Consider the following 26,120-nt stretch of genomic DNA (forward strand, 5'->3'; position numbering starts at 1 on the left):
TATTTCGCTATCCAGGGATCAGCCGTTGCCCGTTAAGGGAACTCGACTTTCTGCAAGTTTTAAGGTCGGCGATCTTCAGTCCTTATAACTTTTTAAACAAGTTTTGACTATGCTGAACTAGAGTTGAGACTAATGCCATGTGAGAACTCAATAACCATAAACGGGAACAAAATAAGAAAGTGGTGGGCGTGTTTTCTTCCATTCTTCCGCAAATAGAAGACCTTGCTTGATGTCTTCTTTGGTCATTTTTTCAGTGATTTTTGGGAGCATTCTTTCGCCGTCTTCAGCTGCTGTCCCGCCACCCTCGAATTTAGACAACAGATAGGCTAGTCCATAAGCCTCAATCAAGTTTTTTGGGTAGTCTAGATCGTTTGGTATATGGGCTACGCTGAGGGCGTAATTACCAACCGCGCTGACGTATCCGCCTTCGGCCGATTTTTTTAGCCAATAAGCAACTTCTTCTTTCCTCCCTCCATGTTCAAATAAATAATTGGCATAAAAATACATTGCTTTGGGGTATCCACCTTCAGCTGACGCTTTGTACCACTTTTGAATGGTTTTTTCGCGGCTACCCGGAACGATGAACCATCCTTCCCCATCTTCGTAGATTCCTGCGAGTGTATTCTGTGCTAGATGATCACCTGCCTCCGCTGCCATTTCTAACCAACTGAATCCTTGTTTGGTTATGAATAAAACGGTCATTGCTTCAGTGTCATTGTTTTTAGCTCGTTCCTGAGCTAGTTGTATTGCTTGTTCTCGCCATTCGTCTGCACTCTTACCACCGCAGCTTTTCATTTCATTACAGATATCACTCTTACTGCTTAGTCTTAGCATCGCGTAAAGGTTGCCCTGTTGCGCAGCTGCTTCATACCATTTTCTTGCTTCATCAGTTGTGTATCGGTTGCTCAGCCGAATCGCCTCTGCCAAGTAATATTGGGCTGTCTCGTCACCCGCAATAGCAGCACTTTCCAGTAAAGGTTGAGAGTCGTACCAGTCGCTTTGCTGATACAAAATTAGTCCTCTCTCTTTTTCGACTGCTGTTCTTGTGTTAGTTGTGCAGAAGCTGAGTAGGGAAAAAGGACGAATAGAAATAAGCATAATACGATTTTAATCAATGTTAGGTCCCTTATAGCTTGCTTTTGTATCTTGGATTGGAGCGAAAGCCGGGCCCTTATAGATGGTGTTGTACTCACAGTGTCCAGTTAGTCGGGCGCCCAACCTTGCTACATGCTCGCGATAAATTCTTCTTGATTCGTTACTGGTCTTATCCAGAGCCTTAACTCGTTCAGCCATAAATGAATCGAGCTTGAATTTGTTTTTACAATATGTAAGCCCGGCTTGCGGTGATCGCAATCCATCCCGATTCATACGTATAATTGCCTCTTCGAACTGCAGAGTAGCGTTAGGGTTGGATGATATCCACCCTAAACACCGTTCGATCGCTCTCTGCTGTAGTTGATATGCCTCGTCTTCCTTGACGCTTTTATTGTCTTGGTCTTCTTCTATTGAAAAAGATTCAGGAGATGAGCTAAGGGTCAATAGCAACGGTCCAAGTGCCTGTGGCTGCAAGTTACACACCCATTCCTGCATCTCTTTCTGTTTTTTGTCGGTGACGATTGAGTAAGCAATCAATCCCCCACGCCCCCCTCAGTCAGCGCATCAAATATCCCTTTAACAATGGCATATCCACGCACATAGGCAAACGCCACATCGATACCAGTGGCGCCTAGGAAGCTCAGCTTTTGCAGATAGTCCATGGCTTCCCCATCGACCCACTCAAGATCCTTGTATTGGTTCGCGGCCATTTCCTGTCGCACCAGTTCCGTCAAGGCCACGATGCTGTCGTAGCCGACTTCAAAGGTCAAATACCCTTTGACGCCTGCGCCCCAGACCAGCGCGCCCTTGATCGATAACAGCAGTAGGCCGTTTTGCATCCGCAGGTGCATGTCGCCGTTGTAGCCGGCGCCGATGGCTACGGCCGCTTCAACTTCCAGTTTGGCCAAAGGGCGCCACTGGTTGGCTGAAATACGATTTGGCACGGGAGCAGGAGGGAGGACGCTTGGGGAGGGCACCAGAACAGTTTGCCGGTTACCTTGCACCCGGCCTGGGCACCGGCGAAGACTTCAAACTTCGCCAGTTCGCCAGATTTTTCGGCCATGTCGACGCCGACGAGGCTGGTGTAGCCGGTTTTTTGATCCAGGGTCAAATCGCGCGACAGCATGAGGCTTGCGCCAGCGAATCCCCAAGCCTTGGCTTCCAGATCCAGAGACAGTTTGCCGAAGTTGACGCTGCGCACGCTGCCGTCATGAGCCTGGTATTTTGCGATCCAAGGATCAGCCTTTGCCCGTTTAGGAAGCTCGACTTTGAGCAAGCTGACTTCGCCTCGCCACGCTGTGACATCCAGTGCAACTTCTACGTTGGCAATCTGAGGGGAACCACTTTTAAGAGTGGGGCCTTCCATTTTGACTTCGGACAGCAAGTTGGCGCTTTCCGGAAGTAAGCATCGAACGAGTTGGGCCTGGGGGCTGTTGTCGAACAGCATGAGATTGCGCAGCTGTTTATCTTCGAAAACCATGGCTTTCAGATTTTCGCCCCAGGTTTGGCGTTTGGCTTCGGCTTTCAGGCTTTCGACTTTGTAGCCTTTGGCTTCCAGCGCCGCGAAGAACTTATCAGGCACAAACAGTCCATTTTCATCGAACCATGGTCCCTTTTCATCGAATTGGAGCGCGCCTTCCTGTTCCAGCCAATCGCTGAATACCCGATCGTCATCGGCCTCTTTGGCAATCGATTTTGGCAGGCTGGTCGCAAGCTCCTTGAGCTGGCCTTGGAATGCGTTACCACTGATTTGTGCCAGATGTTTCAGGCTGATGTGGTTGAGTATCGTTGTTGACGAGGCGCTACTGAGTTCGCGCAGAGGTATGTTGGTTTTGGCCAGACGTTCGATCGGCTTTGGCTTGTAGCTTTCCGGTTCCCACATGAACAGGCGGGGTGGCTTGAGCCCACGTACACGCGCCTCTGCAGTGATCTGGATTCGCTCTGCCTCGTTATTCAGGTCGTACCACTGCTTTTGCAAACTGACGAACAGAACGCCGGGCGGTGCGGATTTGCCGCCAGTGGCCGACACCCATTGAGAGTAACGCTCCTCGATTTTTTCTCGAGCTCATCGCGTTTGTTGGTCAGCTCGATAAACGCCTGAAAATCCTCGGTACCGGCGTACTGGTCATCGGGACTCAGCGCAAACTCGGGAACTGCAATCCCGCACTCGGCAAGCTCCACGATCGCATTGATGTACTTGGACATCAGGTCTTTCAACGCCAGGATGTTGAGCTGAACACCCCTTAGTTTTTTTCGTCGATCTCGCCGGTTTCGATCAGCTTTTTGTGAAGCGCCTTGTACTCTTTCAGGTGTTCCCAAGCCGAAGCGATCTTGCCGGTGCCAGGGTCAAACATTTTGTAGCCGTGGGCTTTCGCCTTGTCGCGTTCTTCAATGTATTTGTCAATTGCATCACGCGCCTTCAAGGCACGCGGGGTGTAAAGAACGCCGTTTTCCCGTTTGTACCCCAGTGTCTTTGCTTTCGCATCGGAAACTTTTTCCAAGGTTTGCATGTTCTGCTGATTTGTCTCGATGCGTTTTCCGGCATGGAACATCTCACGTTCGGCATGCATTACCGCGTCGCTATCACCTTTGGCCTTCGCCGCTTCCCAATCCTTGCGGCACTGTGCTTTTTTGCAGTGTCCTCGGGGATTGCCGCTTTCGACTCCACATAACTGGTGTGTTGCTCACCTTCTAGAAAAGCTTCCGGACCCGGAGTGAGGAAGTAGTCCATCAACCCTGCATCGGCGATGTTGCTCATGCGCGCGGCTTTATCCGTGTCTACGGTCTTCTGCTTGAGCAGGCTGACGCTTTCCTTGAGTTTCTCGGACGTGCGCTTGGGCAACAGCCAGAAACGGCGCTGACCGGTAACGTAGATGATGTCTTCATAGCTGCTGCTGCAGCCCGGCTTCTTGTCTTTGCAGAACGTTTCCGCATCGGCAGTCTTTTTTGGCGGATCGGCCGGAATGACGACAGGCGGCTGTTCGGATAGGGATGTTTGTTCGGACGTACCTGTCATCTCAGACTTCCATTCGTTGTACTTTCTCGAATGCTGGCATGTCGCTGCTCAGCAAGTTCATGACGTCAGTGCGCGCCTGCAACGGACCTTGGTTTAGATTCGGCAGCAGGCGCTCAAGATGACGTCCTTCTGCAATGCCGTGGTTCACCAGCAGTTGCAAATTATCGGCCACGCCAGACAGCTGCGAGTCCGATAAGCCTACAGCGGACTCGGCGTTCCGCAGCCGAATCCAATACCACCAGCGGATTTCATCGAACGCTATCAGCGTGTTGATCTTTAGTTGCAACGGATATTTTTGTTCGCCATTAGAGGCATCAACTTTTTCTCTTTGTTCCCAAACACGCCATTGTTGATCATCGCTGTGGGCGGGCGGGGTATATACGATGTCCCAAGGGCCGAACAGAGGTCGGGCGGGTACCGTCAGCGCCAGCGCGCTCCAGAACGCCGGGTCGTAGTAGCGAGCTAGCGAGTCACCATGAGCCGGGTCGTTCATGCGCAGGAGGCGACGAGCATGCAAGAGCGCGGTCTCCGGTTTTTCACACGATGTGAGCAGAATACCGGCGCGGTTGTCGCGGCATAGCTCAAGGGCTTGGGCGGCGGCAGGACTTCCCGCTATCAGCTGTATCCAGATCGGACTGACATCATTCATTTCGGCAAACGGCGTGTCCTGAAACAACTTTTCAACACCCGTCAACCCGGACTGTTGGTAAAGCTTTTCCAGAGCCCGAGGCTGGCGAACGCTGTCGATGATGCCGTACAGGGTGCGGTTTCCAGTGGTGCCCAATGGCGTCGTGGCCACGGTTTTTCCAGGAAATGACTTAGCCATTCAGACATGGGCAAACCTCACGCGAGCAAGCGCCATTAGCTTGCTTTCCACAAATCGGAACAAGGGGAAGGCCTTGAATGCTTTTTCGTACAAACGGGTTCGCCATAGGTGGCACTGTTACCTGCCCCGCCTTATCCGCATCAGCCTGTTTTAAAGGCCCCGGCATCAACGGCGCAGCACCGGTCCCACTCCCCGGACTACCCCCGGAGTTCATGTTGATCACCGGCCCGCTCAGGGTCACGCCGCCAGCGTCGATCTTGATAAAACTGCCACCGCCGACCAGCGTGAGTTCGGCGCCGGCTTCCATGACCACTTTCATGCCGCTGCTCAGGTGGATTTCCTGGCCTGCGTCGATGAACTGGCCGGTGCCGATCTTGATGTGCTGATTCACGCCGACGGTGAGGTGGTCGTTGGCGCGGGTTTCGACTTTGCGGTCGGCGTAGACGGTGTGGTGTTCTTCGGCCTTGAACTCGGTGTAGCTGTTTTGCTCGACGGTGTCGTGGCGTTCGTTGCCGACGCGGATTTTCTGGTCGTGCTCGATGTTCTCGTCCCAGTCGCGCTGGGCGTGCAGGTAGATCTGTTCCTGACCTTTCTTGTCTTCGATGCGCAGTTCGTTGTAACCACCGCCGCCCATCGAGCTCAGGGTCTTGAAGGTGCTGCGGGTCTTGTTGGCCGGCAGGGCGTACGGGACGGTGTTTTCCTTGTGGTACAGGCAGCCGCTGATCAGCGGTTGATCGGGGTCGCCTTCAAGGAAGGTGACGAGCACTTCCATGCCGATGCGCGGGATGGCGATGCCGCCGTATTGGGCGCCGGCCCAGGCGCTGGAGACGCGCAGCCAGCAACTGGTCTTGTCGTCGGCCTGACCTTCGCGGTCCCAATGGAACTGGACTTTGACCCGGCCGTATTCGTCGCAGTGGATTTCTTCGCCTTTCGGGCCGGTGACTACTGCGCTCTGGCTGCCGAGGATGCGCGGTTTCGGGTGGCGTAGCGGCGGGCGATTGGGTACGTCCACGGCGTGGCCTGGAAGCGGTTGCGGTAGCCCTGGTGGAAATCGTCTTTCAGCGCGGTGGTGTCGCTGGTCACCGACTCCTCGAGCACTTGCGGCTGCTTGCCTTCATGCAGGACTTCGGTGAGCAGCCAGAGGTCGTTCCACTTGGCTTTCGGGTGTTCGGTCAGGGCGAGGAAATGGCCGCTGACCAGCAGTGGCTGATCACTCTTGCCTTCGGCCAATTGGAAGTCGCTGCGATGACGTTCGAGGGCGCGTTTGGCCAAGTGCTTGCCGCGCTCGCGGTCGATGAAACGGCCCGGGTAATCGTAGTCTTCGAGGTCGGGCAGGGCGTCGCCACGGTTTTCGCTTTCCAGGGTCAGACGCGGTTTTTCGAAATCGTAATCGCGGCGGGTGGTGCGGCTGGTGCGGGTTTCCAAGCGCAGGTCGAAACGCTTGATCACCGGGTTGCTGGCGACCATGCCGGAGTCTTGCTGATAGGGCACTGGGGCCAGTTTCGGGAACACCGTCTGGTCGTCGCCGAACACCAGCTTGTGCGCGTTGGCGCTGTGCTGGAAGTGGAAGTGAATGCCTTCTTCTTCGCACAGGCGCTGGATGAAATGCAGGTCCGACTCGTCGTATTGCACGCAGTAGATGCGTTCGGGATAGATCGAGCCGGTCTTGAATTCGTAGGCGTTGCTTTGGATGCCGTGCTCTTCCAGCACCTGGCCGATGATTTTCGGCACGCTGAGGTTCTGGAAGATGCGCTGGTTGATGCGGTGCGCCAGATACGCCAGTTGTGGGCGCAGCGTCACCGAATAACGCGTCAGACGCTTGCCGGAATCGCCTTGCGCGGCGCGGTAGATCTGCCCATGGATGCCGCTGCCGTCAGGCGACAGCTGCAGAAAGGCCGGTTTGTGCAGCAGGGTTTCAAGGTCCAGCGACGGCTGCTCACTGACCAGCTCCACCTCAAAGACAAAAGGCTGGCTGATGGCTTCCCGGCCTTGCAGGGTGAATACCTGAAAATCAGCGGAAAGCCCTTCGATGGTCAGGGCAAAGTGGGTTTCATTGGCCGGCGCGAACATCCCTTGTTCCTCGTGCTGTACAGCGGCGCTCGTCGACGGCCGCAAAAAGCGGCTCAACGTACGCGAAATTCTGGAGGGGCGTAAACAACATCGACCAGCAGAGCTGGCCGATGCGTGTAACGGTCAGCCGTAATTAAACGACTGGAGCACGCCAGTCATCGGAACCCGAAGTACCGGATACTTCGTGGGTCCAGGTGATTTTGCGGTAGGTGAACTGCACTTCTTCCAGGTGGGTGAAGTGCGCGTTGCCTGGATCCTGGCAGTTGTGCATTTTGTTGTTGATGGCGACGATGATCGCGTCTTCCAGTTTGGTGGTGTAGTAGTGCTCTTGGGTGCCTTGGGCCGAAGTGCGGTACCACTGGATAACGATTTCGCTCATGCGCTCGCCGGAAGTCAGTGCTGCTTGCAGCAGTGGCGAAGCCTTGTCGTAGACCTTGGTGATCACAACTGGCTTGTGAACGCGCTGACCGGTTGGCTGACCGGATTGCGGGTCACGCGGGATGATCACGTCGTGGGTGAAAGCCTGAACCATGACCTGGTCTTCGTGGCCTTCCTGGTAGGTGTTGCCAACGGAGTCGGCGGTGAAAGCGCCGGCAGTGATCAGGCCTTGTTTTTCGCCGGTAACCGACATGTACGCTGGTGTTGCCATGGGGTGCTCTCCTTGCGGATAAAGTTAGGGTGCCCGGAGGCGAAATCGCCCGGTGGGTGGCTGAGAGTTATCAAGGAGCGTGCCAGGTTTTGCGCGGTGCCCGGGTGGCGGGGGCGGCGCGATGGTTGGTCATCATTCGCGGCGATTTTCACCGCGATAACCGGGAGAAAGTGCGCAAGAAGTTGCGCAGTACTGCGCAACTTCTTGCGCACTTGGCTGCAGGGCTTGAATGGTGGGGGCTGCAGAGGATTTAACCCCTGAAATATTACGACCTACTGCGCAACTTCTTGCGCAGTAGGGGATTTGCCGGGACCGCGGTGTTGCCTTCGCGAGCAGGCTCGCTCCCACAGGGGAATTATGGGTTGCCCGAATTCGGGTTAAGCCGCAAAACCTGTGGGAGCGAGCCTGCTCGCGAAGGCGTCTGTTCAGGCAAAACATCAGCGACTGACACACCGCTTTCGCGAGCAAGCTCACTCCTACAAGGGATTTGTGGTTTGCCCGCAATCTGGAGCCCACCCCGGAATATGTGGGAGCGGGCTTGCTCGCGAAGGCGGCGGGTCAGGCAGAGCATGGGGTGACTGACACACCGCTATCGCGAGCAGGCTCACTCCTACAAGGGAAAACGTCAGGTCAGCTTGATACCCAAAGTTTCGGCACATTCCTCAATCGACCGCCGTTGCGTCTCGGCATACAAGCCCAGCTCATCGATAGTCGAACGCCCCAGCGCCTGTTCGAAAGCCTGGCGATTGGAATGTTCGGCGTAATGCGTCTGCGCAGAATCGCCGAGGTTCGACTGAAAAATCCTCGCTGCGCTCACCGGTAGGAAATCTTCGTACACCAGCGGCTCCGCTTTCACGTAGCCATCGCGCAGCAAGTCCTCCAGGGACGACTCGCCAAGTCCTCCAGCGGCCGAACCCTTTTCCGTGACGAAATAACGAAAGTACGCCAGTCCCTGTTCGCGCATGCCCTCGATGCTGTCAGGAAATTCCGCAAAATGCTGAGTCATCAGCGTGTTGTAGCGTGCGGCATTGGCTTCGTTAGGGAAGTCGCCCAGTTCATCGCGAGCGGCATTCAACAAGCGGTCATACAGCGCGCGACCCTTCGGCGTGAGGGCGGCGCCGCGTTGTTCGATTTCGCCGAAACGCGCGCTGTGGCTGCCACGGGTTTCGGGCTGATCGGTGAAGGCGATCGGCTCGTCCAGCGCTTTGAAGCTGGTCTGGCGCAGCAGGATCGGGCAGTTGCGGCGCGGTGGGCCTTCGATCACCGCTTTCGGTGTGATGCCATGGGCGAGCATCTGTTGCTGCACGGTGTCGATGTCCAGCGTGCGTGGGGTCAGGTGGTTGATGTGCGGGCCCTTGAACGCAACGACATCGGCGACCAAGCGGTGCTGGGCGCTAAGTTTCTGGTACTGCCCGGCGCTGACGGTAGCGCTGTGGTGCCAGCGAAAAGTCTCAAGTGCCTGTCGGACGAATTCTGCGGCTTCGTCGTCATTCAGTCCGCCTGCCGTTTCCGCCTGATCAATCAGGCGCAACGCGGAGTCGGTAAAGATCGAACGACGGGCCAACACCGACTCGGCAAACTCACGTAGTTCAGGATCTTCAATCAGCTCCAGGCGCAGCAACGAGGTAAACACGCGAAACGGGCTGACCTGCAGCGCCTCTTCATGCACCGCGCGAAACGCCGTTGAATGCACCGGCACACCGGCCGGGGTCAGGTCGTAATAACCCACTGGTTGCATGCCCATCACCGCGAACAGGCGGGCGAGGGTAGCCAGTTCGCTCGCGGTGCCGACGCGAATGGCGCCGTGGCGTTCCATGTCCAGGCGCTCGATTTCGCCGGTGCGCTTGAGCTGTCCGGCAATCTCAAGCTGGCGTGCCAGCACGTCGCGGTTGGTTTTCTCCACCAGTTCCATCAGCGCGCCGTACAGCGGCACCTCTTCGCGATACATGTCAGACATCGCTCGGGAAAAGCGTTGGCGGATCAGGTCAGGGCTGACGAACGGCTGCACGGTCATGAAAAAATTCCTGCCACGGTGACGAAATGGATACCGGAAAAGATCGCAGCCTTCGCCCACGCGGGCAAACGAAGAATCCTACGGACTTCATTCTGCCAATGACTGATCCACCAGTTCGATCCAGTGCCTGACCGGCGTGCGCCCGGCGCTCGCCAGATGGCTCTGACAGCCCACATTGGAAGTGACGATCAACTCCGGTCGGCCGCTTTCCAGGGCGTTGAGGCGCTGATCGCGCAGTTGCCGCGCCAGCACCGGTTGGGTCAGCGAGTAAGTGCCCGCCGAGCCGCAGCACAAATGGCCATCCGGTACCGGCGTGAGGTTAAAGCCGAGTCGGGTCAGCACTGCTTCCACTGCGCCGCCGAGTTTCAGTGCGTGCTGCAAAGTGCACGGGCAATGCACGGCGATGCGTCGTTCGCTGGCGGCGCAGACCTGTTCCAGCGGTTCCTGCGCGATAACTTGCACCAGGTCCCGAGTCATTTCGCTGATCTGCCGAGCCTTGTCGGCATAGACCGGATCATCCGCAAGCAAATGCCCGTAATCCTTGATGAACGCGCCGCAACCGCTGGCCGTCTGCACGATGGCTTCAGCGCCGTTCTGCAGGTGCGGCCACCAGGCGTCGATGTTCTGTCGAGCGCGGTCGAGACCTTTGCCCTGAGCGTCGAGGTGATAGTCGAGAGCGCCGCAGCAACCGGCCTCGCTCACCGGGGTGACGCTGATGCCCAGGCGATCGAGCACCCGCGCGGTCGCGTCATTGGTATTCGGCGACAGACCCGGTTGCACGCAACCTTCGAGCAACAACACCCGGCGCGCATGCCGAGGAGCAGGGCGCGACCCCATAACACCCAAGCGCTGCGGCAGTTTGCTTTCCAACAGGCGCGGCAGCAGTGGCCGAAAGGTCGCGCCCATGCGCAGCAAGCCTTTGAACAAACCCGGATTCGGCGCCAACGCGCGCAAGCCTTCGCGCAGCAAGCGCTGTGCGGCGGGGCGTGGCACCGCGCTGTCGACCACCGCACGGCCGATGTCGAGCAGGTTGTGATAATCGACGCCGGACGGGCAGGTGGTTTCGCAGTTGCGGCACGACAGGCAACGATCCAGATGCAGTTGCGTCTGTTCGGTGGCCGGTGCGCCTTCGAGCACTTGCTTGATCAGATAAATGCGCCCGCGCGGCCCGTCGAGTTCATCGCCGAGCAATTGATACGTCGGGCATGTCGCGTTGCAGAAGCCGCAATGCACGCAGGTGCGCAGGATCTTTTCCGCTTCGCCAGCGCGGGGCAATTGCCGCGATTGCTCGCTGAGGGTGGTTTGCATGGCTAGACCTCCTCATACATTCGCCCGGGGTTGAACAGCCCTTGCGGGTCGAGTTGCGCCTTGAGTTGCCGGTGGTAGCGCAGCAGGGTTGGCGCCAAGGGTTGAAACGGCGAATCGGTGGCGCCGTGGGTAAAGCACGTTGCATGGCCGCCCAAGGAATGGGCGAGTGCGTGAATCTCAGTGCTGTCGGACTTCAACCAGCGTTGCGCGCCGGCCCAGTCGATCAGTTGCTCGCCGGGCAACTCGAGCGGGCCGAGATTGTTTGGCAATGACAGGCGCCACAGTGGCAAGCCTTCGTCGAAAAAACTCAGCCGCTGTTCGTTGAGATCGCGCCAGAAAACCGAGTCCAACGGCTCACCACCGAGGCGTTGATGCGCAGCGGTCACCGAACCTTCGCCACCTTCCAGACGCAGATACAGACTCTGGCCATCGTGACACGCGGCGCTGATCGGCAGCGGTTGCTGGCCCCATTCGGCAAGTTTGCTCAAGGCCCGAGCGCAGTCGATATCGAGGCGAATGCTCAGGCACTGGCGTGGTTTCGGCAGGACTTTCAGCGACACTTCAGTGAGCACGCCAAGGCAGCCGAAACTGCCGGCCATCAGCCGCGACAGGTCATAACCGGCGACGTTTTTCATCACTTCGCCACCGAAGCGCAAATGCTGACCGAGGCCGGTGATCACCCGCGTGCCGAGAACGAAGTCGCGTACCGAGCCTGACCACGGCCGGCGTGGTCCGGACAGTCCCGTGGCGATCATGCCGCCGACCGTGGCGCTGTCGGCGAAGGACGGTGGTTCGCAGGGCAACATTTGCCCGGCGTCATCCAGCGCCGCGAGCAACTCGGACAACGGCGTGCCGGCACGTGCGGTGACCACCAGTTCGGTCGGGTCGTACTGGACGATGCCGCGATGAGCACGGGTGTCGAGCACTTCGCCGGCCACCTCGCGGCCGAGAAAGGCCTTGCTGTTGCCGCCCTGAATCTTCAGCGGCGTGGCATTGGCCCGCGCGGCGTTGACCTGATCGAGCAGGGCCTTGGCAGCGTCGAAATCAGCCATCAGAATCGCTCCAGCTCGGGGAAGGGCAGTTGCCCGGCGTGAATGTGCATCGCGCCGAATTCGGCGCAGCGATGCAGGGTCGGAATGTTCTTGCCGGGATTGAGCAGGCCCTGCGGATCGAACGCGGCTTTCACCGCATGAAACAGCAGTAACTCGTCGCTGTTGAACTGCGCGCACATCTGATTGATTTTTTCGCGGCCGACCCCGTGCTCGCCAGTGATGCTGCCGCCGACTTTTACGCACAATTCGAGGATCTTGCCGCCCAACGCCTCGGCGCGATGCAGTTCGCCGGGCTGGTTGGCATCGAACAGAATCAGCGGATGCATGTTGCCGTCGCCGGCATGGAACACGTTGGCTACGCGCAAACCATATTCTTCGCCAAGACGCGAGATGCCTTGCAGCACAGCGGGCAATTCGCGGCGCGGGATGGTGCCGTCCATGCAGTAATAATCCGGCGACAACCGACCAATCGCCGGAAACGCGTTTTTGCGCCCGGCCCAGAAACGCACGCGCTCGGCTTCGTCCTGGGCCTGGCGCACCTCGCTGGCGCCGGCCGCTGTCATCACTTCCCGTACGCGCTGGCAATCGTCGTGCACGTCGGCTTCGACGCCGTCGAGTTCGCACAGCAGAATCGCCTCGGCGTCGACTGGGTAACCGGCGTGGATGAAGTCTTCGGCGGCGCGGATGGCGAGGTTGTCCATCATTTCCAGACCACCCGGAATGATCCCTGCTGCGATGATTTCGGCAACCGCACGGCCGGCCTTTTCCACTGAATCGAAACTGCCGAGCAGGACCTTGGCGACTTGCGGTTTGGGTAATAATTTCACCGTGACTTCGGTGATGATCCCCAGCAGGCCTTCGGAGCCGGTGAACAAGGCGAGCAGGTCAAAACCGGCTGAATCGAGCGCCTCGGAGCCCAGCGTCAGGCGTTCACCCTCGATGGTCAGCACTTCGATTTTCAGCACGTTGTGCACGGTCAGGCCGTACTTGAGGCAATGCACGCCACCAGCGTTTTCCGCGACGTTGCCGCCGATCGAACAGGCGATTTGCGACGACGGATCGGGCGCGTAATACAAGCCGAACGGGGCCGCCGCTTGAGATATGGCGAGATTGCGCACCCCCGGCTGAACCCTCGCGATACGTGCAGCGGGGTCGATGTGCAGGATGTTGTTGAACCGCGCCATGACCAGCAGCAGACCTTTTTCCAAAGGCAGGGCGCCGCCGGACAATCCTGTGCCGGCACCCCGCGCGACGACGGGCACGTTGTTCTGATGGCAGAGTTTCAGCAGGGTTTGCACTTGCTCCAGACGCCGGGGCAGGGCGACCAGCATCGGCGTGGTGCGGTAGGCGGAGAGGCCGTCGCATTCGTAGGGTTTGAGTTCATCTTCGCGCCAGAGGATGTCCAGGTCCGGCAGGGCTTGTTGCAGGGCCTTGAGCAATTCGCCCTTGTTCACCTCGGGCAACGGGCCGTCGAGGCGTTCGTCGTAAAGGATGTTCATCTCTGTCGTTCCAGAAATTCCCCGTACAGCCGCGCGGTATTTCCCGGCTGTTCGACCATCGGCATATGCCCGACGTGATCCCACACATCCACTTCGAGATTGGCGATGCCTTTGCTCCACACCGGCACGCTGCTGACGTCGATCAGGCGATCCTTGCGCCCCCACAGCAACAGCGCCGGGCATTTGATCTCGGCCAGTTTCGGCTCCATCGGCGGGCTGGCACGGAAGTCACGGAAGATTTCTTCAAGCTCGTCACGTTGTTGCTCATAGCGCTGAGCGACGGCGTCGAGCACCGGTTTCGGCACCCATGGCGGCGACTCCATGGTCATCGCGTAGAAGCGCTGAAACTCTTCGCGGGAATTGATCAGGAACGGATTGTGCCCGCGCGCCAGGTGGCGCTCCATGTCGCTCGGCTCCGGTGCGGTGACGCCGGCCGGGTCGATCAAGGCCAGCGAGGCGATGCGCTCGGGATAGGTCGCCGCCAGCCACGCGGCAATGTAGCCGCCCATGGAGTTGCCGATGACGTGGACTTTTTCTACGCCGCAGACATCGAGCAGTTGAATCATGCGTTTGGCCTGAACCGCAATGTCGTAACCGCCGCCAGCCTTGAAGCCAGTCTCACCGTGGCCGGCCAGATCCGGTATGATCACCCGATACTGACGGACGAAGTGCCGGGCGCAGCGCAGCCAGAGGTTTTTATCGGCGCTGAAGCCGTGCAGCATCAGGATCGCGCTGGACGCCTCGTACGGCCCGCCTTGCCAGGTCGACACGGTCATTTCGGCGATCGGCACTTCGATCTTGTGCAGTTTGTACAACTTGGCCTCGCTGGCCATGGCCAGGTTGTACAGCCAATGGCCGACCGCCGGGTAACTCAACCAGCTCCAGGCCACGAAAACCGCAAGTGCGACAAACAGCAAAAGCATCGACGTCTTCCTTTTACGTGTTCAGGACAAAATATGGTCGGCCGGTTTCAGCGCCCGGGTCAGCAGGTGATAGCTGAAACTGAAGCCGGGAAACATCGCGATCACATGACCGCTCTTGCTCTGGTACCAACTGTGACAGCCGCCGGACTTCCACACCGTGCGCTGCATTTCCCGGTGGATCATTGCAGTGTAGGTACGTTCCGCGTCATGACGTACTTCGATGCTGCGCAGGCCTTTGGCCTGCACGGTGCAGATGCAGTCGAGGATGTAGTTCATCTGCGATTCGATGATGAACAGCGCCGAGGTGTGGCCAATGCCGGTGTTCGGCCCGGTGACAATAAACAGATTGGGGAAATCTGGCAGGCTGGTGCCGAGGTAGGCGCGCGGGTATTCGGCCCAGACGTCTCTGAGTTGCACCGCGTTTTTGCCGCTGACCGGGTAGGAAATCACCCCATCGGTGGCGTCGTAACCGGTCGACCAGACGATCAGATCAACATCGAGATGCTCGCCGTCCACGGTGTTGATCCCGCTTTCATCGATCGAAGCGATGCCATGCTCGCGGCTGTGCAGTGTGACGTTGGCGCGGCTCAGCGCCGGATAATACGTGCTGGACACCAGCACCCGTTTGCAGCCGATGGTGAAATCCGGGGTGAGTTTCTGTCGCAGCAGCGGGTCTGGAACCTGGCGTTTGAGAAAACGCAGCGCATGTTGCTGAACCAGGTGAATCGCCGGTTTCGAGTATTTGAAGGCGATCACCCGGGTTTCGAATTGCCAGTAGATCAGCCAGCGCAGGAGCTTGTAAGCCGGCTTCAAGCCGAGCAGCCAGCGCTGGAAACGGCCGAATTTGCGATCGGCTCGGGGCAGCACCCAATGCGGCGTGCGCTGGAACACATGCAGGTGTTCGACTTGTGGCGCAATCGCCGGGATCACCTGCGCGGCGCTGGCACCACTGCCGACGATCGCCACGCGTTTACCGCGATAGTCGTAGCTGTGATCCCAATTATTTGTGTGAAAAGTCTTGCCTTGAAAGCGATCCATCCCTGGAAAGTGTGGGATGACCGGCTGACTCAACGGCCCGGACGCGTTGATGAGGAATTGGGTTCGGAAAGTACCTTTGGCACGGGTGTGCACCAACCAATGCTTTTCCGCATCGTCCCATTCGACGCGCTCGACATCGGCCCCCAGTTCTACGCGTTCGCGCAAACCGAACTGCTCGATTACCTGTTCGGTATAGCGCTGCAATTCTGCCTGTTCGGCGAACATCTGCGTCCAGCGGTAGGGCGCAAATGACAGCGAATACAGCGGCGACGGCACGTCCACGGCTGCACCGGGATAGGTGTTCTGACACCACGTGCCGCCGAAGAAGTCGCGTCGCTCGAGAATGCGAAAGTCGTCGATCCCGGCCTTGAGCAGGTTGACCGCCGCGCACTGGCCGCCGAAACCGCTGCCGATGATCAACACAGCGTAGGTATGCATGTGCCCCCTTTTTGTAGTTGTTTTTCCATTTCCCCTCTTTCATTTATAGCCAAGTCTGGGCCGCGTGTGCGGCGCTGATGGCGCTCTATTCAGGCCGCTGGCCGGTGATGGCTATTTAACGGTGCCCTGATAGACTCCGAACACACCGTGTCTGGGTGTAACCATGCATCGCGCGGTCGAGGCCCTTATGGGAAATACGCGAGGAAAGGGACTTTCACTGGCCAGGAGGCTGTATACGTCGCGGGTGTTCGGGCTGCTGCTCGGGCTGATGTGTGTCAGTGTGGCGATGCATGCGCTCGATCCGCCGCTGTGGGTGTGGGGTCTGATGCTGTTCAACGGCCTGGTCTGGCCACATCTGGCCTTTCAATGGGCCCGCCGGTCGAGCGTGCCGTTTCGCGCCGAACATCGCAATTTGCTGATCGACGCATTCATGGGCGGCTTCTGGGTCGCCGCCATGCAGTTCAATCCGCTGCCCAGCGCAACCACGATTTCGATGATGGCGATGAACAACGTCGCCATTGGCGGTGGGCGGTTTTGCTGGCGGGCACGGTGGCGCAGCTATTGGGCATCGGCGTGGGGCTGGTGGTGTTTGCGCCGGCGTTCATCCCGCCAACAACCCCGCTGCAGCTATACGCCTGTTTGCCATTGCTGTTGCTGTATCCGCTGGCGCTGGGCTGGATCTGCTTTCGCCAGGCTTCGACCCTCGGTCGGCACAAGCGCGAATTATTGGCGTTGAGTCGTACCGACAGCCTCACTGGTCTGCTCAATCACGGCGCGTGGAAGGATCAACTGAACCTCGCATTCCAGCGCTGCAACCGCCAGCAGCAGGGCGCCGCGATTGCGCTGATCGACATCGATCATTTCAAGGTAATCAATGACACCTATGGCCACGTCGCTGGCGATATCGTCCTGCGCCAGTTGAGCAAACTGCTCAAACAGAATCTGCGCGCCACGGACGTGGCCGGACGATACGGCGGGGATGAGTTCTGCGTGATCCTGCCGGAGCTGCCGCTGTTCAATGCCGCCCAAGCCATGGAAGCCTTGCGCGAGCGTTTCGCGCTTCTGGGCTATGAGCAGAACCCGGCGCTGAAGGTAAGTCTGAGCATTGGCCTGGCCGCATACGACCCGAGCCATGCCGACGCCACGCGCTGGCTGGATGAAGCCGATCAGGCGTTGTATGAAGCCAAGGCGAGTGGGCGTAATCGGGTGATCTGCATCAGCGACAACAAGCCGAGGCAGGCGCTGCTGGATTCGGTTTGACGAGGGTTGCTGATGCCTGTGGGAGCGAGCCTGCTCGCGAAAGCGCTGGGTCAGTCGGTATCAATATGGTTTGCCACGACGCCTTCGCGAGCAGGCTCGCTCCCACCGGGGTATGTGTTGTCGGTTAGATCAGTGTCGCATCCACTATAGAGCCTTGCGCCGATGTCGGTTACGGTTGAATCCCTCCGACACGAAACAAGGACTGCTTCATGACGTTCTCATTTCCCCGCTCCCTGTTGGCCGCCAGCCTCGGTCTGTCCCTCGCGTTCTCGGCCGTAAACGCTTTCGCCGAACCGCATAAACAAGTGCTCGCCGATGCCGAGCAGTACCAGCCGAAGCCCTGAAGTTACTGGAGCGACTGGTCAATATCGACTCCGGTTCCGGTTATGAACCGGGCCTGAAACAGGTCAGCGACATTGCCATCGATGAGCTGAAAAAACTCGGCGCAACCATCGAACTGGTGCCCAACACGCCGGAAAAATCCAACCACGTGCTGGCCACGCTCAAAGGCACCGGCAAGGCAAAAATCCTGCTGATGGCGCACATGGACACGGTGTTCAAGGAAGGCTCGGCTGCCGAGCGGCCATTCCACATCAAGGACGGCCGCGCCTACGGGCCGGGGGTGATGGACGACAAGGGCGGGATCGTCGCCGGTATCTACGCGCTGAAAGTGCTGAAGAACCTCGACTTCAAGGATTACGCGCAGATCACTTTCCTGCTCGACGCCAGCGAAGAAACCGGCTCGGACGTCGCCACCGACCTGATCAAGAAAACCGCCAAACAGCACGATGTGACCCTCAACCTCGAACCGGGCCGCCCGGCCGATGGCCTGGTGGTGTGGCGCAAGGGCAGTGCGACGGCGCTGGTCGAAGTCAAAGGCAAAGCCGCTCACGCCGGCGTCGCGCCAGAGTTGGGACGGAACGCGGCGATGGAAGCGGCGCACCAGATTCTGCAACTGGGCAAGCTCGGCGACGAGGCGAAGAAGACCACCATCAACTTCACCGTGCTCAAGGCCGGCGATCGCACCAACGTGATTCCGGATCAGGCCACGGCCAAGGCGGATGTGCGCGCGGCAGTGCCGGAGGAATTTGATCGCATCGAGAAGGATCTGGCGCGGGTCTCGCAGGAAAAGTTGATCGCCGATACCGAAGTGAAAACGTCCTTGCAGCGCGGTTTACCGCCGATGCCACAAACGGCCGAGTCGGATCGCCTGATGGCCATGGCCCAGGGAATTTACGGCGAGATTGGCCGCAAGCTGACCGAGGAGGGCAGTGGTGGCGCGGCGGATGCCAGTCTGTCCGCAGGGGTTGGCACGCCGACTCTGGATGGCTTCGGGATTGTCGGCGGCAATATTCACACGCCCGAGGAATACGCCGAAGTGGCGAGCGTGGCGCCGCGGATTTATCTGTTGTCGCGGATGATCATGGAGTTGGCGAAGCCGCGGTGATGAGGTAACTGTCCCGATCTAGCGTTGTAACTTCAGACGCTTTCGCGAGCGGGCTCGCTCCCACAGGGGATCGCATTTCAACTGTGGGAGCGAGCCTGCTCGCGAAGGGGCCGGTGCTGCGTTTGCGTCACTCCTTGACGCTCATGTACTCCTTGGCCCAGAGAATATATTCCTCGGGTTGGGTATAGGTGTGCGTCAATTCGGTCGCGCTCAGATCGGCGGCCTGGGTGAAGATCTGCCGCTGTTCGCGCAGGCTGTCGTAAGTCGCTTTGATCGCAGCGAAGTAGGCGCCGTGGCCGTCGATGGTCACGCGCACCCCGAGTTCTGCCAGACGTTTGTCGTCGCGCAGGGCCGGGTTACCGTACGTGACCAGCATCAGCGGCACGGTCAGGTGCTCGGCGATTTGTTCCAGTTGGTCGAAATCCTGCACGCCGACCATGCAGATACCGTCAGCGCCCGCCGCCTGATATTGGCGGGTGCGGCTGATGATTTCCTGGATCGGCAGAATGCCGGCGTTGGTGCGGGCGATGATGGCCATCTCGGTGTCGACCCGGGCTTCCAGCGCCGCGCGGATCTTGCCGACGCCTTCGGCCACGGTGATCAGGTCGGTGGATTTGCGCCCGAATTGCGCGGGCAGCAGGGTATCTTCGATGGTCAGTGCAGCAACGCCGGCGCGTTCCAGTTCGACGATGGTGCGCATCACATTAAGGGCGTTGCCGTAGCCGTGATCGGCGTCGGCGATCACTGGCAATTGGGCGACGCGGCCAATGCGCGTGGCCTGTTCGGCGAATTCACTGAGGGTGATCAGGGCGAAGTCCGGTGCGCCGAGTACCTGCAGCGAGGCCACGGAACCGCCGAGGATACCTACTTCAAAACCCAGGTCAGCGGCGATGCGGGCGGACATCGGATCGAACACCGAAGCCGTGTGATAGCAAGTGTCGGAGGCCAGCAGCTGACGGAAGTTACGGCGCAAATCTTGATGGGAAAGCCTGGTCATACGAGTTCCACCAATACATAAGGAATGGAAAGGCTTGAGCAAAGGTGTCAACGCCGAAGAATGAAAAGGCTATCACGCGAATGGGTCAAGAATCATGACGAATTTGCTCAGTGAGACTGGCGGCTGAAAGGTTTAACCTCCTGCGCTGGAAAAAACAGGCCGCCACGGCGTGCTGCTGTTGATGGGGCAGGAGTACCGCACGCACCGAATTGCCCGGCTGAAGTTGCAGGCGTTTGGCGGTGAGACGATCAACCACCAGGCTGTTGCCTACCAGTCGACCGGGGGCCACGGTAATGCGGCAGTTTTCCAGGCGGCGGTTGTGAATCAGCCACAGCGGCGCCTGCTCGTCCGGGGTGCCGAGGCTAAGTGTCAGTTCGAGACTGTCACGCACCGTGCGGATGCTGCGGATCGGCGCTTCGATGACCGGGCCACCATCGAAAATATCGATGTAGCCCTGGTGCGCAAAGCCTTCGGCCTGAAGAATTTTCAGCGCTGGCTGAGTGTTCGGATGCGTCTGGCCGATCGCGGCCTGCGCCTGTTCGGTCAATAGGCAGGTATACAGTGGCTGGCGCGGCATCAGTTCGGCAATAAAGGCTTTGTTGCCCAGGCCCGACAAGTGATCGGCGTGGGTGAAATCCATCTGGAAAAAGTGCCGGCCGAGGCTGTCCCAGAACGGCGAGCAACCGTTTTCATCGGCACTGCCGCGCAGTTCGGCGATCATCTTCTCGCCAAACAGGTGCGGAAATTCGGCGACGAACAGCAGACGCCCCAGCGACAACAGGCGGCCATTGCTGCCGTTGCGCTGGTCATGGCGCAGGAACAGCGAGCACAGCTCGGATTGGCCGGTCAGTTCGTTATTGAGGAACAACGTCGGAATCTGTCGCTGAATGCCCAGATCTGGCGCCGAACTGACGGTTACGCCGAGCCGGTAGTTGTACCAGGGTTCGCGCAAGCCAACGGCGCCAGCCATCGCGCTGACACCGACCACGCGCTGTTCATCGTCCTCAAGCACAAACAGGTAATCGGCATCGGCCCGTTCCACCTGTTCGGCGAAGGCCCGTTGCGCCCAGCGCACTCGGTGCGCGAGGCGGTCCTCGTTGACCGGGAGGGTAGTAAAACCCGGTCCGGCTTGTTCGACGAGGGTCATCAAGGCAGGCAGGTCGCTGACTTTTACCGGACGGACAATCATGCTCCAACTCCTTGCAGGCACGGAAGGCAAACGCGGCTCACAGTGCGACCAGCCGTATCGAACTGCCATCGCTGACCTTCAGCGCCGCGCAGATGGCGGGGGTCAGGGGCAGCGGCTGACCGGGGTGATAGTCGAGTTCGGTGACCATCGCGCGGTAGTCATGCAGGGCGTCGTTGCTGAGCAGGTAACGGCCACGGGCGTCGGTCGATACTTGTTGGCGGACAATGGCGGTCTGGCTGTCAGCGATCGAGCGAATGTTCGCGGTGCGCGCATAGAGGGTCGGGCCGGCGTCGAACAGGTCGATGTAGCTGTTGGTTTCGAAGCCCTCGCGTTCAAGGATATCGAATGCTTCCTGGCCGTCCGGATGCACGCGGCCAATACAGTCCTGCGCCGCTTGCGGCAGCATCGGCACATAGATCGGGTATTGCGGCATCAGTTCGGCGAGAAACGTGCGGTTCTGCAAACCGCACAGACGTTCGGCTTCGGCGTAGGGCAGGTCGAAGAAATGCTTGCCCAGCGCATCCCAGAATGGCGAATGCCCCTGTTCGTCGCTGTAGCCGACGATCTCGGTGATCACCGCCTCGGAGAACCGCTGCGCATGCGCGGCAATGAACAGCAGGCGCGCCCGCGACAGCAGTTCGGAAAACGGTGTGCGCACCAGCGTGGCGTCGATGTGGAAACCGCGCAGCAAGGTATGCCCGCTGAGGTCATGGCACAGCGACAACGCCGGCACGCCGTGCTCGATGTTCAATTCCCGCGAAGCGCTGGTGAAATGGCGGTTGCGCAGGCTGTAGAACGGCTCCTTGAAACCGGCGGTGGCAAGGATTTCCGAGCAGCCGACCAGTTGCTGGCGTTCGAGATCTTCGAGCACGAAGAAATAGTTCTCCGGCCCCTGCGCTGCAGCGGCGCTGTCGAAAGACACGCACGACGCGGCGATTTTCTCGCGCAGGTGTTCGCTGTCATCCGGCAGCGAAGTCACGCCGATCAGGCTCTCGCGAGCCAGGCGCTGTAGCTGGGGCAGATCATTCTGCTCGACTGGGCGTAAGACCAGCATGGATGTACTCCTGTATCAAAAGGTTCGGCCCGTTCGCCGAACCTGACTATCACTGTCGGTTTCCACGCGTTGAATCGGCGGTCGCCTGATTTGTTGTCAGACGCCGCTCTTTTTCTTGTCAGCCTTTGCTCGGATCGGGCAGCGCAGTGCTGGCGCCGAGCTTGTTGAGGAAGAACAGGTACACCAGGCCCAGGGCAATCCAGATCAGACCGAGTTTCTGCGCATCGACGCCCATGTTGTACATGATGGCGGCGACGATGATGAAGCCGATCACCGGGCAGAGCAGATGGCGTACAACTTGCCCGGATTTCTGCCGACGCCAGTATTGGTTGATCACAGTCAGGTGCAGCAGCATGAAACCGCTGAGTGCGCCGAAGTTGATCAGCGAGGTGAGAATGTCCACCGCATTGAGGAACAAGTAGCAGATCAGCAGCGACAGCACCGCCACCAGATAAATGCTCAGGTACGGCGTGTTGTGTTTCGGGTGAACCCTGGCCAGCACCTTCGGCAGTTTGCCGTCGCGGGCCATGCCGAACAGCAGACGCGACACCGCAGCCTGCGAGGTGATCGCCACCGCGACGCCCCAGGCCAGTGCTGTCGCCACCGCAGTCAGCGTTGCCAGCCAGCTGCCGGCGGCGATTTCAGCGATTTCATAGAAGGCGGTGTCGGCGGACTTGAAGCCCATGCCCGCCGCCAGATCGGTGGCAATCCACGTCTGTACCACGAAAATCGTGCCCATCACCGCCAGCGTGATCAGCGCTGCCTTACCGACGCTGCGGCCGGGGTCTTCCTTGATTTCTTCGGCGAGGGTCGAGATCGCATCGAAGCCGAGGAACGACAGCACGGCGATCGACACCGCTTGCATCAGCAGGGCGAAGTTGAAGGTTTCCGGGTGATACAGCGGCGCCATGGTCAGCTCGCCGTTACCGCCACCGTTGTGCAGGGCGTTCCAGGCGTAGAACAGGAAGATGCCCAGCACCACCAGTTGTGCCAGCAGGAACAGGATGTTCATTCGCGCGGTGAAGGTGATGCCGCGCAGGTTGACGAATGTCGCGCTGACCAGGAACGCCAGAATGAAGCCGACCTTGGGGATGTCCGGGTACAGGTGGTTGAGCGCCATCGCCGCATACAGGTACAGCAGCGGTGGAATCAAAAGGTAATCGAGCAGCATCAGCCAGCCAGCGATGAAACCGACGTGTTGGTTAAGGCCGCGTTGCGCGTAGGAATACACCGAGCCTGCTATCGGAAAGGCCTTGGCCATGCTGCCGTAACTCAGCGCGGTGAACAGCATCGCGACCATGCCGATGATGTACGCCAGCGGCACCATCCCCGGTGCTTCGGCGTTGACGTAGCCATACACACCGAACGGGGCGATGGGGATCATGAAAATCATCCCGTACACCACCAGATCGGTCAGCGTCAGGCTACGTTTCAACTCTTGCTTGTAGCCGAATTCTTCAATTTCCATGAAGCGCAACTCCTTGTCAGCCATCGGTCGTTTTAGTTGTTCTATCGGTCCATCATTTACCGCGATTCCTACAGCAAAGGCGCGAGGTAGCCGGCCCAGCGCGATACGGCTTCGGGGCTGCGCAGCAAGTCATTGCGCACCTCGATCAGCACTGCTTCAAGGCCGCGGGCGTCGCCGTGCACCGGCACGGTCATGTCGCCCAAGGGATCAATTCTGTACGGCTGGTTGCCCGCCACCTTCAGCGGGTGCGCTTGCAGCCCGTCGAGCAGACGCTCGGCATAGTCTTTGGCCTGGCCGAACAATACGCCGACTTCCAGTGGTCGCGGCTGGCCGTAATACACCGGGGTGAAACTGTGAATGCCGACCACCCGCACCGGCCGGCCTTGGGCAATGCGCTCGTCGATCAACGTCTGCAAGCGCGCATGAAACGGTTTGAACAGCGTCTGCCGTCGATACTCGCGCGCCGCTTCGTCCAGATCGCGATTGCCGGGTATCTGGTAGATCTCGCTTTGCAGCGGGATGCTGTCCGGCGCATGGCGCGGTCGGTTGAGGTCGATCAACAGCCGTGAATAATTGGCGCTGAGCAGGGTGGCGCCAAGCTGTTGAGACAACTGTTCGGCCAGTTGCAGCGCGCCGATGTCCCAAGCGATGTGTTCGCGCGCGGCCGCCTCGTCCAGGCCCAGGTTATTCAGGGCTTCGGGGATGTAACGACTGGCGTGCTCGCACACGAGGATCAACGGATTCGTCGAGTCCTCGCGGCTCAGGTTGTAGACCGGTCGGGTGTACAACCCCAGCTCGGCGGATTCAGTACAGGCGTGCATAGTGCTCACACAGGTCAGCGGGCGAGAGCTGTTCCGTCAGCGCCAGTTCCTCGGTTTTCAGGGCGTAATACGTGTCGAGCAACGGCTTGGGCAGCCATTCATTGAAGGCTGCACTGTCACGCAGGCAATCCAGCGCCTGGGCCAGCGAGGCGGGCAGGGCGACGATGCCCCGGGCCTTGCGTTGCTCGTCGTTGAGTGAATCGGGAATTTCATCGGTGATCGCGTTCAGCGCCAGACGCTGTTCGATGCCCAGCCGCCCGGCGATCAGCAACGCGGCCATGGCCAGATGCGGCGAGGCGGTGGCGTCCATGGCGCGGAATTCCAGGTTGAACTGCTGCGCGGCGGACTTGCCACCCAAGGTCACGGTCGGGCAGATGCGCAGCGCCGCTTCACGGTTCTGCTGCCCCAGGCAGGCGTACGACGCGCTCCAGTGGTGCGGCTGCAATCGCTGGTACGACAGCGGCGTCGGCGCGGTGAACGCGCACAGCGCCGGCAGATAGTGCAGGACGCCGGCAGCCCAGTGCTGGCCGATGCTCGACAGGCCGTTGCTGGTGCCAGCTTCGTACAGCATCGGCTGGCCGGCCAGATCGAGCAGGCTCACGTGCAGGTGCACACCGTTGCACACCGCTTCGGCGGCGGTCTTCGGCGCAAAACTCAGATCCAGGCCCATTTGCCGGGCGATTTCCCGGGTGATTTCCCGCACGTTGACCGCGCGATCGGCCGCCGCGACGCCAAGGGTCGGGCGGCAGGTGATTTCGTATTGGTGTTTGCCGTATTCCGGCAGGAACATTTCCGGCTCGACGCCGCCGGCGCGCAGGGCGCTGAGCAGCCAGCCGCCGAACTCGGCGCCTTGACGCTGTGCTTCAAGAGAGAACGCAGCATGTTCGGCTACGCCCGCGTGCAGGTTGAACTCATGTTCGAAGGCGGCGTTGACTTGCAAACCCAGCTCATCGCGATAGCGTTCGATTTCATCGCGCAACAGCGTACGTGGGCAGGCGCCCCAGGCTTGACCGTCGGTCTCGCGAATATCGGCGTGGATGAAATCCAGCACCGGCGCATTGGCGTCGGGGCCGTTGCCGACGGTCACGCGGCTGTCCAGGTCGGGTATCAGCCGCAGGTCGCCATACGCGCCCCAAGGACTGCTCGAGGCGATGATGTCTTGCGGCGTCAACGCACTGTTGGCCGGAACCCAGCCGCAACCTGCTGCCTGGTAGTGCTCCAGTTCATCGGTAGGAAACGAGCGGCCACGGGTAATGCCGATCAGGTCGGTGGTGACCAGCGTAGTCATCGGCAGCGGCGTCAGGCGTGCGCTCATGGCTGCATCTCCCGTAAACGGCCAAGCACGGTTTCAGTGTCGGTGATCCAGCAGTAACCCTTGATCGCGTTGAGGCAGGCGTGGTGGCGTTCGGCTGTGTAAGTGGCGCAGGCGTCTTCGACCAGCGTCACCAGATAGCCCCGGTCGGCAGCGTCGCGCACGGCCATGTCGACACATTGGTCGGTGACGATGCCAGCGATGATCAGATGACGGGTCTGCAGGTTACGCAGTACATAGTCGATGTTGGTCGAGTTGAACACCCCGGAGGAGGTCTTTGGCAGCACGATTTCGTTCTCGGCCGGGGTCAGTTCAGCGATGACCTGCGCTTGCGCGCTGCCCTTGGGCAGGTGCATGTCCGACAGCTTGTGATCCAGCGAACGGTCGCGACCGTCGGCGGTCAGGCTTTCGATGATGGTGTGCAGTACGTTTTGCCGCGCCTGGCGAAAGGCGCCGAGCAGACGTTGCTGGTTGGGCACCACCTGGCTGCGCGCGCGGTGGAGAAAATATTCGGCCTCCGGCCCGCTCAGGTGCGGGTCGAATTGCGGCTCGAGCCAGGCGCGCTGCATGTCTACCAGCAACAAAGCGGTGTGGTCGAACGCAAACGGCAGGTCGCGTGGCGAGCGGTGGGGAAGGCTGAACAT

20 protein-coding genes and 4 pseudogenes are annotated in these 26,120 nt (G+C 59.4%); 2 read left to right on the forward strand and 22 right to left on the reverse strand.

The annotated features are described in order from the left end of the window. Positions 1–147 precede the first annotated feature (147 nt). The 15 genes and pseudogenes from LJU32_14630 to LJU32_14700 form a co-directional block, all read right to left on the reverse strand. The gene (locus LJU32_14630; protein ID WKV87075.1) at positions 148–1,011 is read right to left on the reverse strand and encodes a sel1 repeat family protein; all 864 of its coding nucleotides are present in this window, start codon (positions 1,009–1,011) and stop codon (positions 148–150) included. Between the two features lie 617 nt (positions 1,012–1,628). Continuing rightward, positions 1,629–2,003: a hypothetical protein gene (locus LJU32_14635; protein WKV87076.1), complete on the reverse strand. Its 375-nt coding sequence runs from the start codon at positions 2,001–2,003 to the stop codon at positions 1,629–1,631. Continuing rightward, on the reverse strand, positions 1,973–3,124 hold the full coding sequence (locus tag LJU32_14640; GenBank protein ID WKV87077.1) for a hypothetical protein: 1,152 nt from the start codon (positions 3,122–3,124) through the stop codon (positions 1,973–1,975). The genes LJU32_14635 and LJU32_14640 overlap by 31 nt, the downstream gene beginning before the upstream one ends. Further along, a complete protein-coding gene (locus LJU32_14645; GenBank protein WKV87078.1) occupies positions 3,049–3,300 on the reverse strand; it encodes a hypothetical protein in 252 nt (83 codons plus the stop codon). The genes LJU32_14640 and LJU32_14645 overlap by 76 nt, the downstream gene beginning before the upstream one ends. 38 nt (positions 3,301–3,338) lie before the next feature. Beyond that, positions 3,339–3,665 carry a hypothetical protein gene (locus LJU32_14650; GenBank protein WKV87079.1) on the reverse strand — a complete coding sequence of 109 codons (327 nt, stop codon included), beginning with the start codon at positions 3,663–3,665 and terminating at the stop codon, positions 3,339–3,341. Beyond that, on the reverse strand, positions 3,665–4,111 hold the full coding sequence (locus tag LJU32_14655) for a hypothetical protein (protein ID WKV87080.1): 447 nt from the start codon (positions 4,109–4,111) through the stop codon (positions 3,665–3,667). Before LJU32_14655 ends, LJU32_14650 begins: the two co-directional genes overlap by 1 nt. Position 4,112: 1 nt before the next feature. Beyond that, on the reverse strand, positions 4,113–4,937 hold the full coding sequence (locus tag LJU32_14660) for a DUF4123 domain-containing protein (GenBank protein ID WKV87081.1): 825 nt from the start codon (positions 4,935–4,937) through the stop codon (positions 4,113–4,115). Then, positions 4,930–7,007, reverse strand: a pseudogene (vgrG, locus tag LJU32_14665) (type VI secretion system tip protein VgrG). Before vgrG ends, LJU32_14660 begins: the two are co-directional and overlap by 8 nt. 133 nt (positions 7,008–7,140) lie before the next feature. Then, entirely contained in the window at positions 7,141–7,656 is a 516-nt protein-coding gene (locus LJU32_14670; GenBank protein ID WKV87082.1) for an Hcp family type VI secretion system effector, read from the reverse strand. A 625-nt stretch (positions 7,657–8,281) separates the two neighbouring features. Beyond that, entirely contained in the window at positions 8,282–9,670 is a 1,389-nt protein-coding gene (locus LJU32_14675; GenBank protein ID WKV87083.1) for a VOC family protein, read from the reverse strand. An 87-nt stretch (positions 9,671–9,757) separates the two neighbouring features. Next, a complete protein-coding gene (gene glcF / locus LJU32_14680) occupies positions 9,758–10,978 on the reverse strand; it encodes a glycolate oxidase subunit GlcF (GenBank protein WKV87084.1) in 1,221 nt (406 codons plus the stop codon). A 2-nt stretch (positions 10,979–10,980) separates the two neighbouring features. After that, complete coding sequence (gene glcE / locus LJU32_14685; GenBank protein ID WKV87085.1) at positions 10,981–12,030, reverse strand: glycolate oxidase subunit GlcE; 1,050 nt, start codon at positions 12,028–12,030, stop codon at positions 10,981–10,983. Beyond that, the gene (gene glcD, locus LJU32_14690) at positions 12,030–13,529 is read right to left on the reverse strand and encodes a glycolate oxidase subunit GlcD (GenBank protein ID WKV87086.1); all 1,500 of its coding nucleotides are present in this window, start codon (positions 13,527–13,529) and stop codon (positions 12,030–12,032) included. The genes glcE and glcD overlap by 1 nt, the downstream gene beginning before the upstream one ends. Beyond that, positions 13,526–14,452, reverse strand: coding sequence for an alpha/beta fold hydrolase (locus LJU32_14695; GenBank protein ID WKV87087.1), 927 nt, complete (start codon positions 14,450–14,452; stop codon positions 13,526–13,528). The genes glcD and LJU32_14695 overlap by 4 nt, the downstream gene beginning before the upstream one ends. A 21-nt stretch (positions 14,453–14,473) precedes the next feature. After that, entirely contained in the window at positions 14,474–15,928 is a 1,455-nt protein-coding gene (locus LJU32_14700) for an NAD(P)/FAD-dependent oxidoreductase (protein WKV87088.1), read from the reverse strand. Between the two features lie 187 nt (positions 15,929–16,115). Between LJU32_14700 and LJU32_14705 the strand changes: the two are divergent. Together LJU32_14705 and LJU32_14710 are read left to right on the forward strand one after the other, a co-directional pair. Continuing rightward, a pseudogene (locus tag LJU32_14705) lies at positions 16,116–17,188 on the forward strand (diguanylate cyclase). 209 nt (positions 17,189–17,397) lie between these two features. Further along, a pseudogene (locus LJU32_14710) lies at positions 17,398–18,635 on the forward strand (M20/M25/M40 family metallo-hydrolase). Between the two features lie 127 nt (positions 18,636–18,762). On the opposite strand, the gene LJU32_14715 reads toward LJU32_14710, so the two are convergent. The 7 genes and pseudogenes from LJU32_14715 to LJU32_14745 all read right to left on the reverse strand — a co-directional run bounded on the left by LJU32_14715 (position 18,763) and on the right by LJU32_14745 (position 26,120). Continuing rightward, entirely contained in the window at positions 18,763–19,632 is an 870-nt protein-coding gene (locus LJU32_14715) for an oxaloacetate decarboxylase (GenBank protein ID WKV87089.1), read from the reverse strand. 157 nt (positions 19,633–19,789) lie between these two features. After that, positions 19,790–20,821, reverse strand: a pseudogene (gene astA, locus LJU32_14720) (arginine N-succinyltransferase). A 37-nt stretch (positions 20,822–20,858) separates the two neighbouring features. Further along, positions 20,859–21,875, reverse strand: coding sequence for an arginine N-succinyltransferase (locus LJU32_14725; GenBank protein WKV87090.1), 1,017 nt, complete (start codon positions 21,873–21,875; stop codon positions 20,859–20,861). Positions 21,876–21,993: 118 nt separating this feature from the next. Further along, entirely contained in the window at positions 21,994–23,343 is a 1,350-nt protein-coding gene (locus LJU32_14730) for an APC family permease (GenBank protein WKV87091.1), read from the reverse strand. 68 nt (positions 23,344–23,411) lie between these two features. Beyond that, positions 23,412–24,164: an N-formylglutamate amidohydrolase gene (locus LJU32_14735; GenBank protein ID WKV91101.1), complete on the reverse strand. Its 753-nt coding sequence runs from the start codon at positions 24,162–24,164 to the stop codon at positions 23,412–23,414. Next, complete coding sequence (locus LJU32_14740) at positions 24,148–25,479, reverse strand: glutamine synthetase (protein WKV87092.1); 1,332 nt, start codon at positions 25,477–25,479, stop codon at positions 24,148–24,150. The genes LJU32_14735 and LJU32_14740 overlap by 17 nt, the downstream gene beginning before the upstream one ends. Next, on the reverse strand, positions 25,476–26,120 hold the full coding sequence (locus LJU32_14745) for a cysteine hydrolase (GenBank protein WKV87093.1): 645 nt from the start codon (positions 26,118–26,120) through the stop codon (positions 25,476–25,478). Before LJU32_14745 ends, LJU32_14740 begins: the two co-directional genes overlap by 4 nt.

Source organism: Pseudomonas sp. B21_DOA (assembly GCA_030544685.1).
GTDB classification, from domain to species: domain Bacteria; phylum Pseudomonadota; class Gammaproteobacteria; order Pseudomonadales; family Pseudomonadaceae; genus Aquipseudomonas; species Aquipseudomonas fluorescens_AO.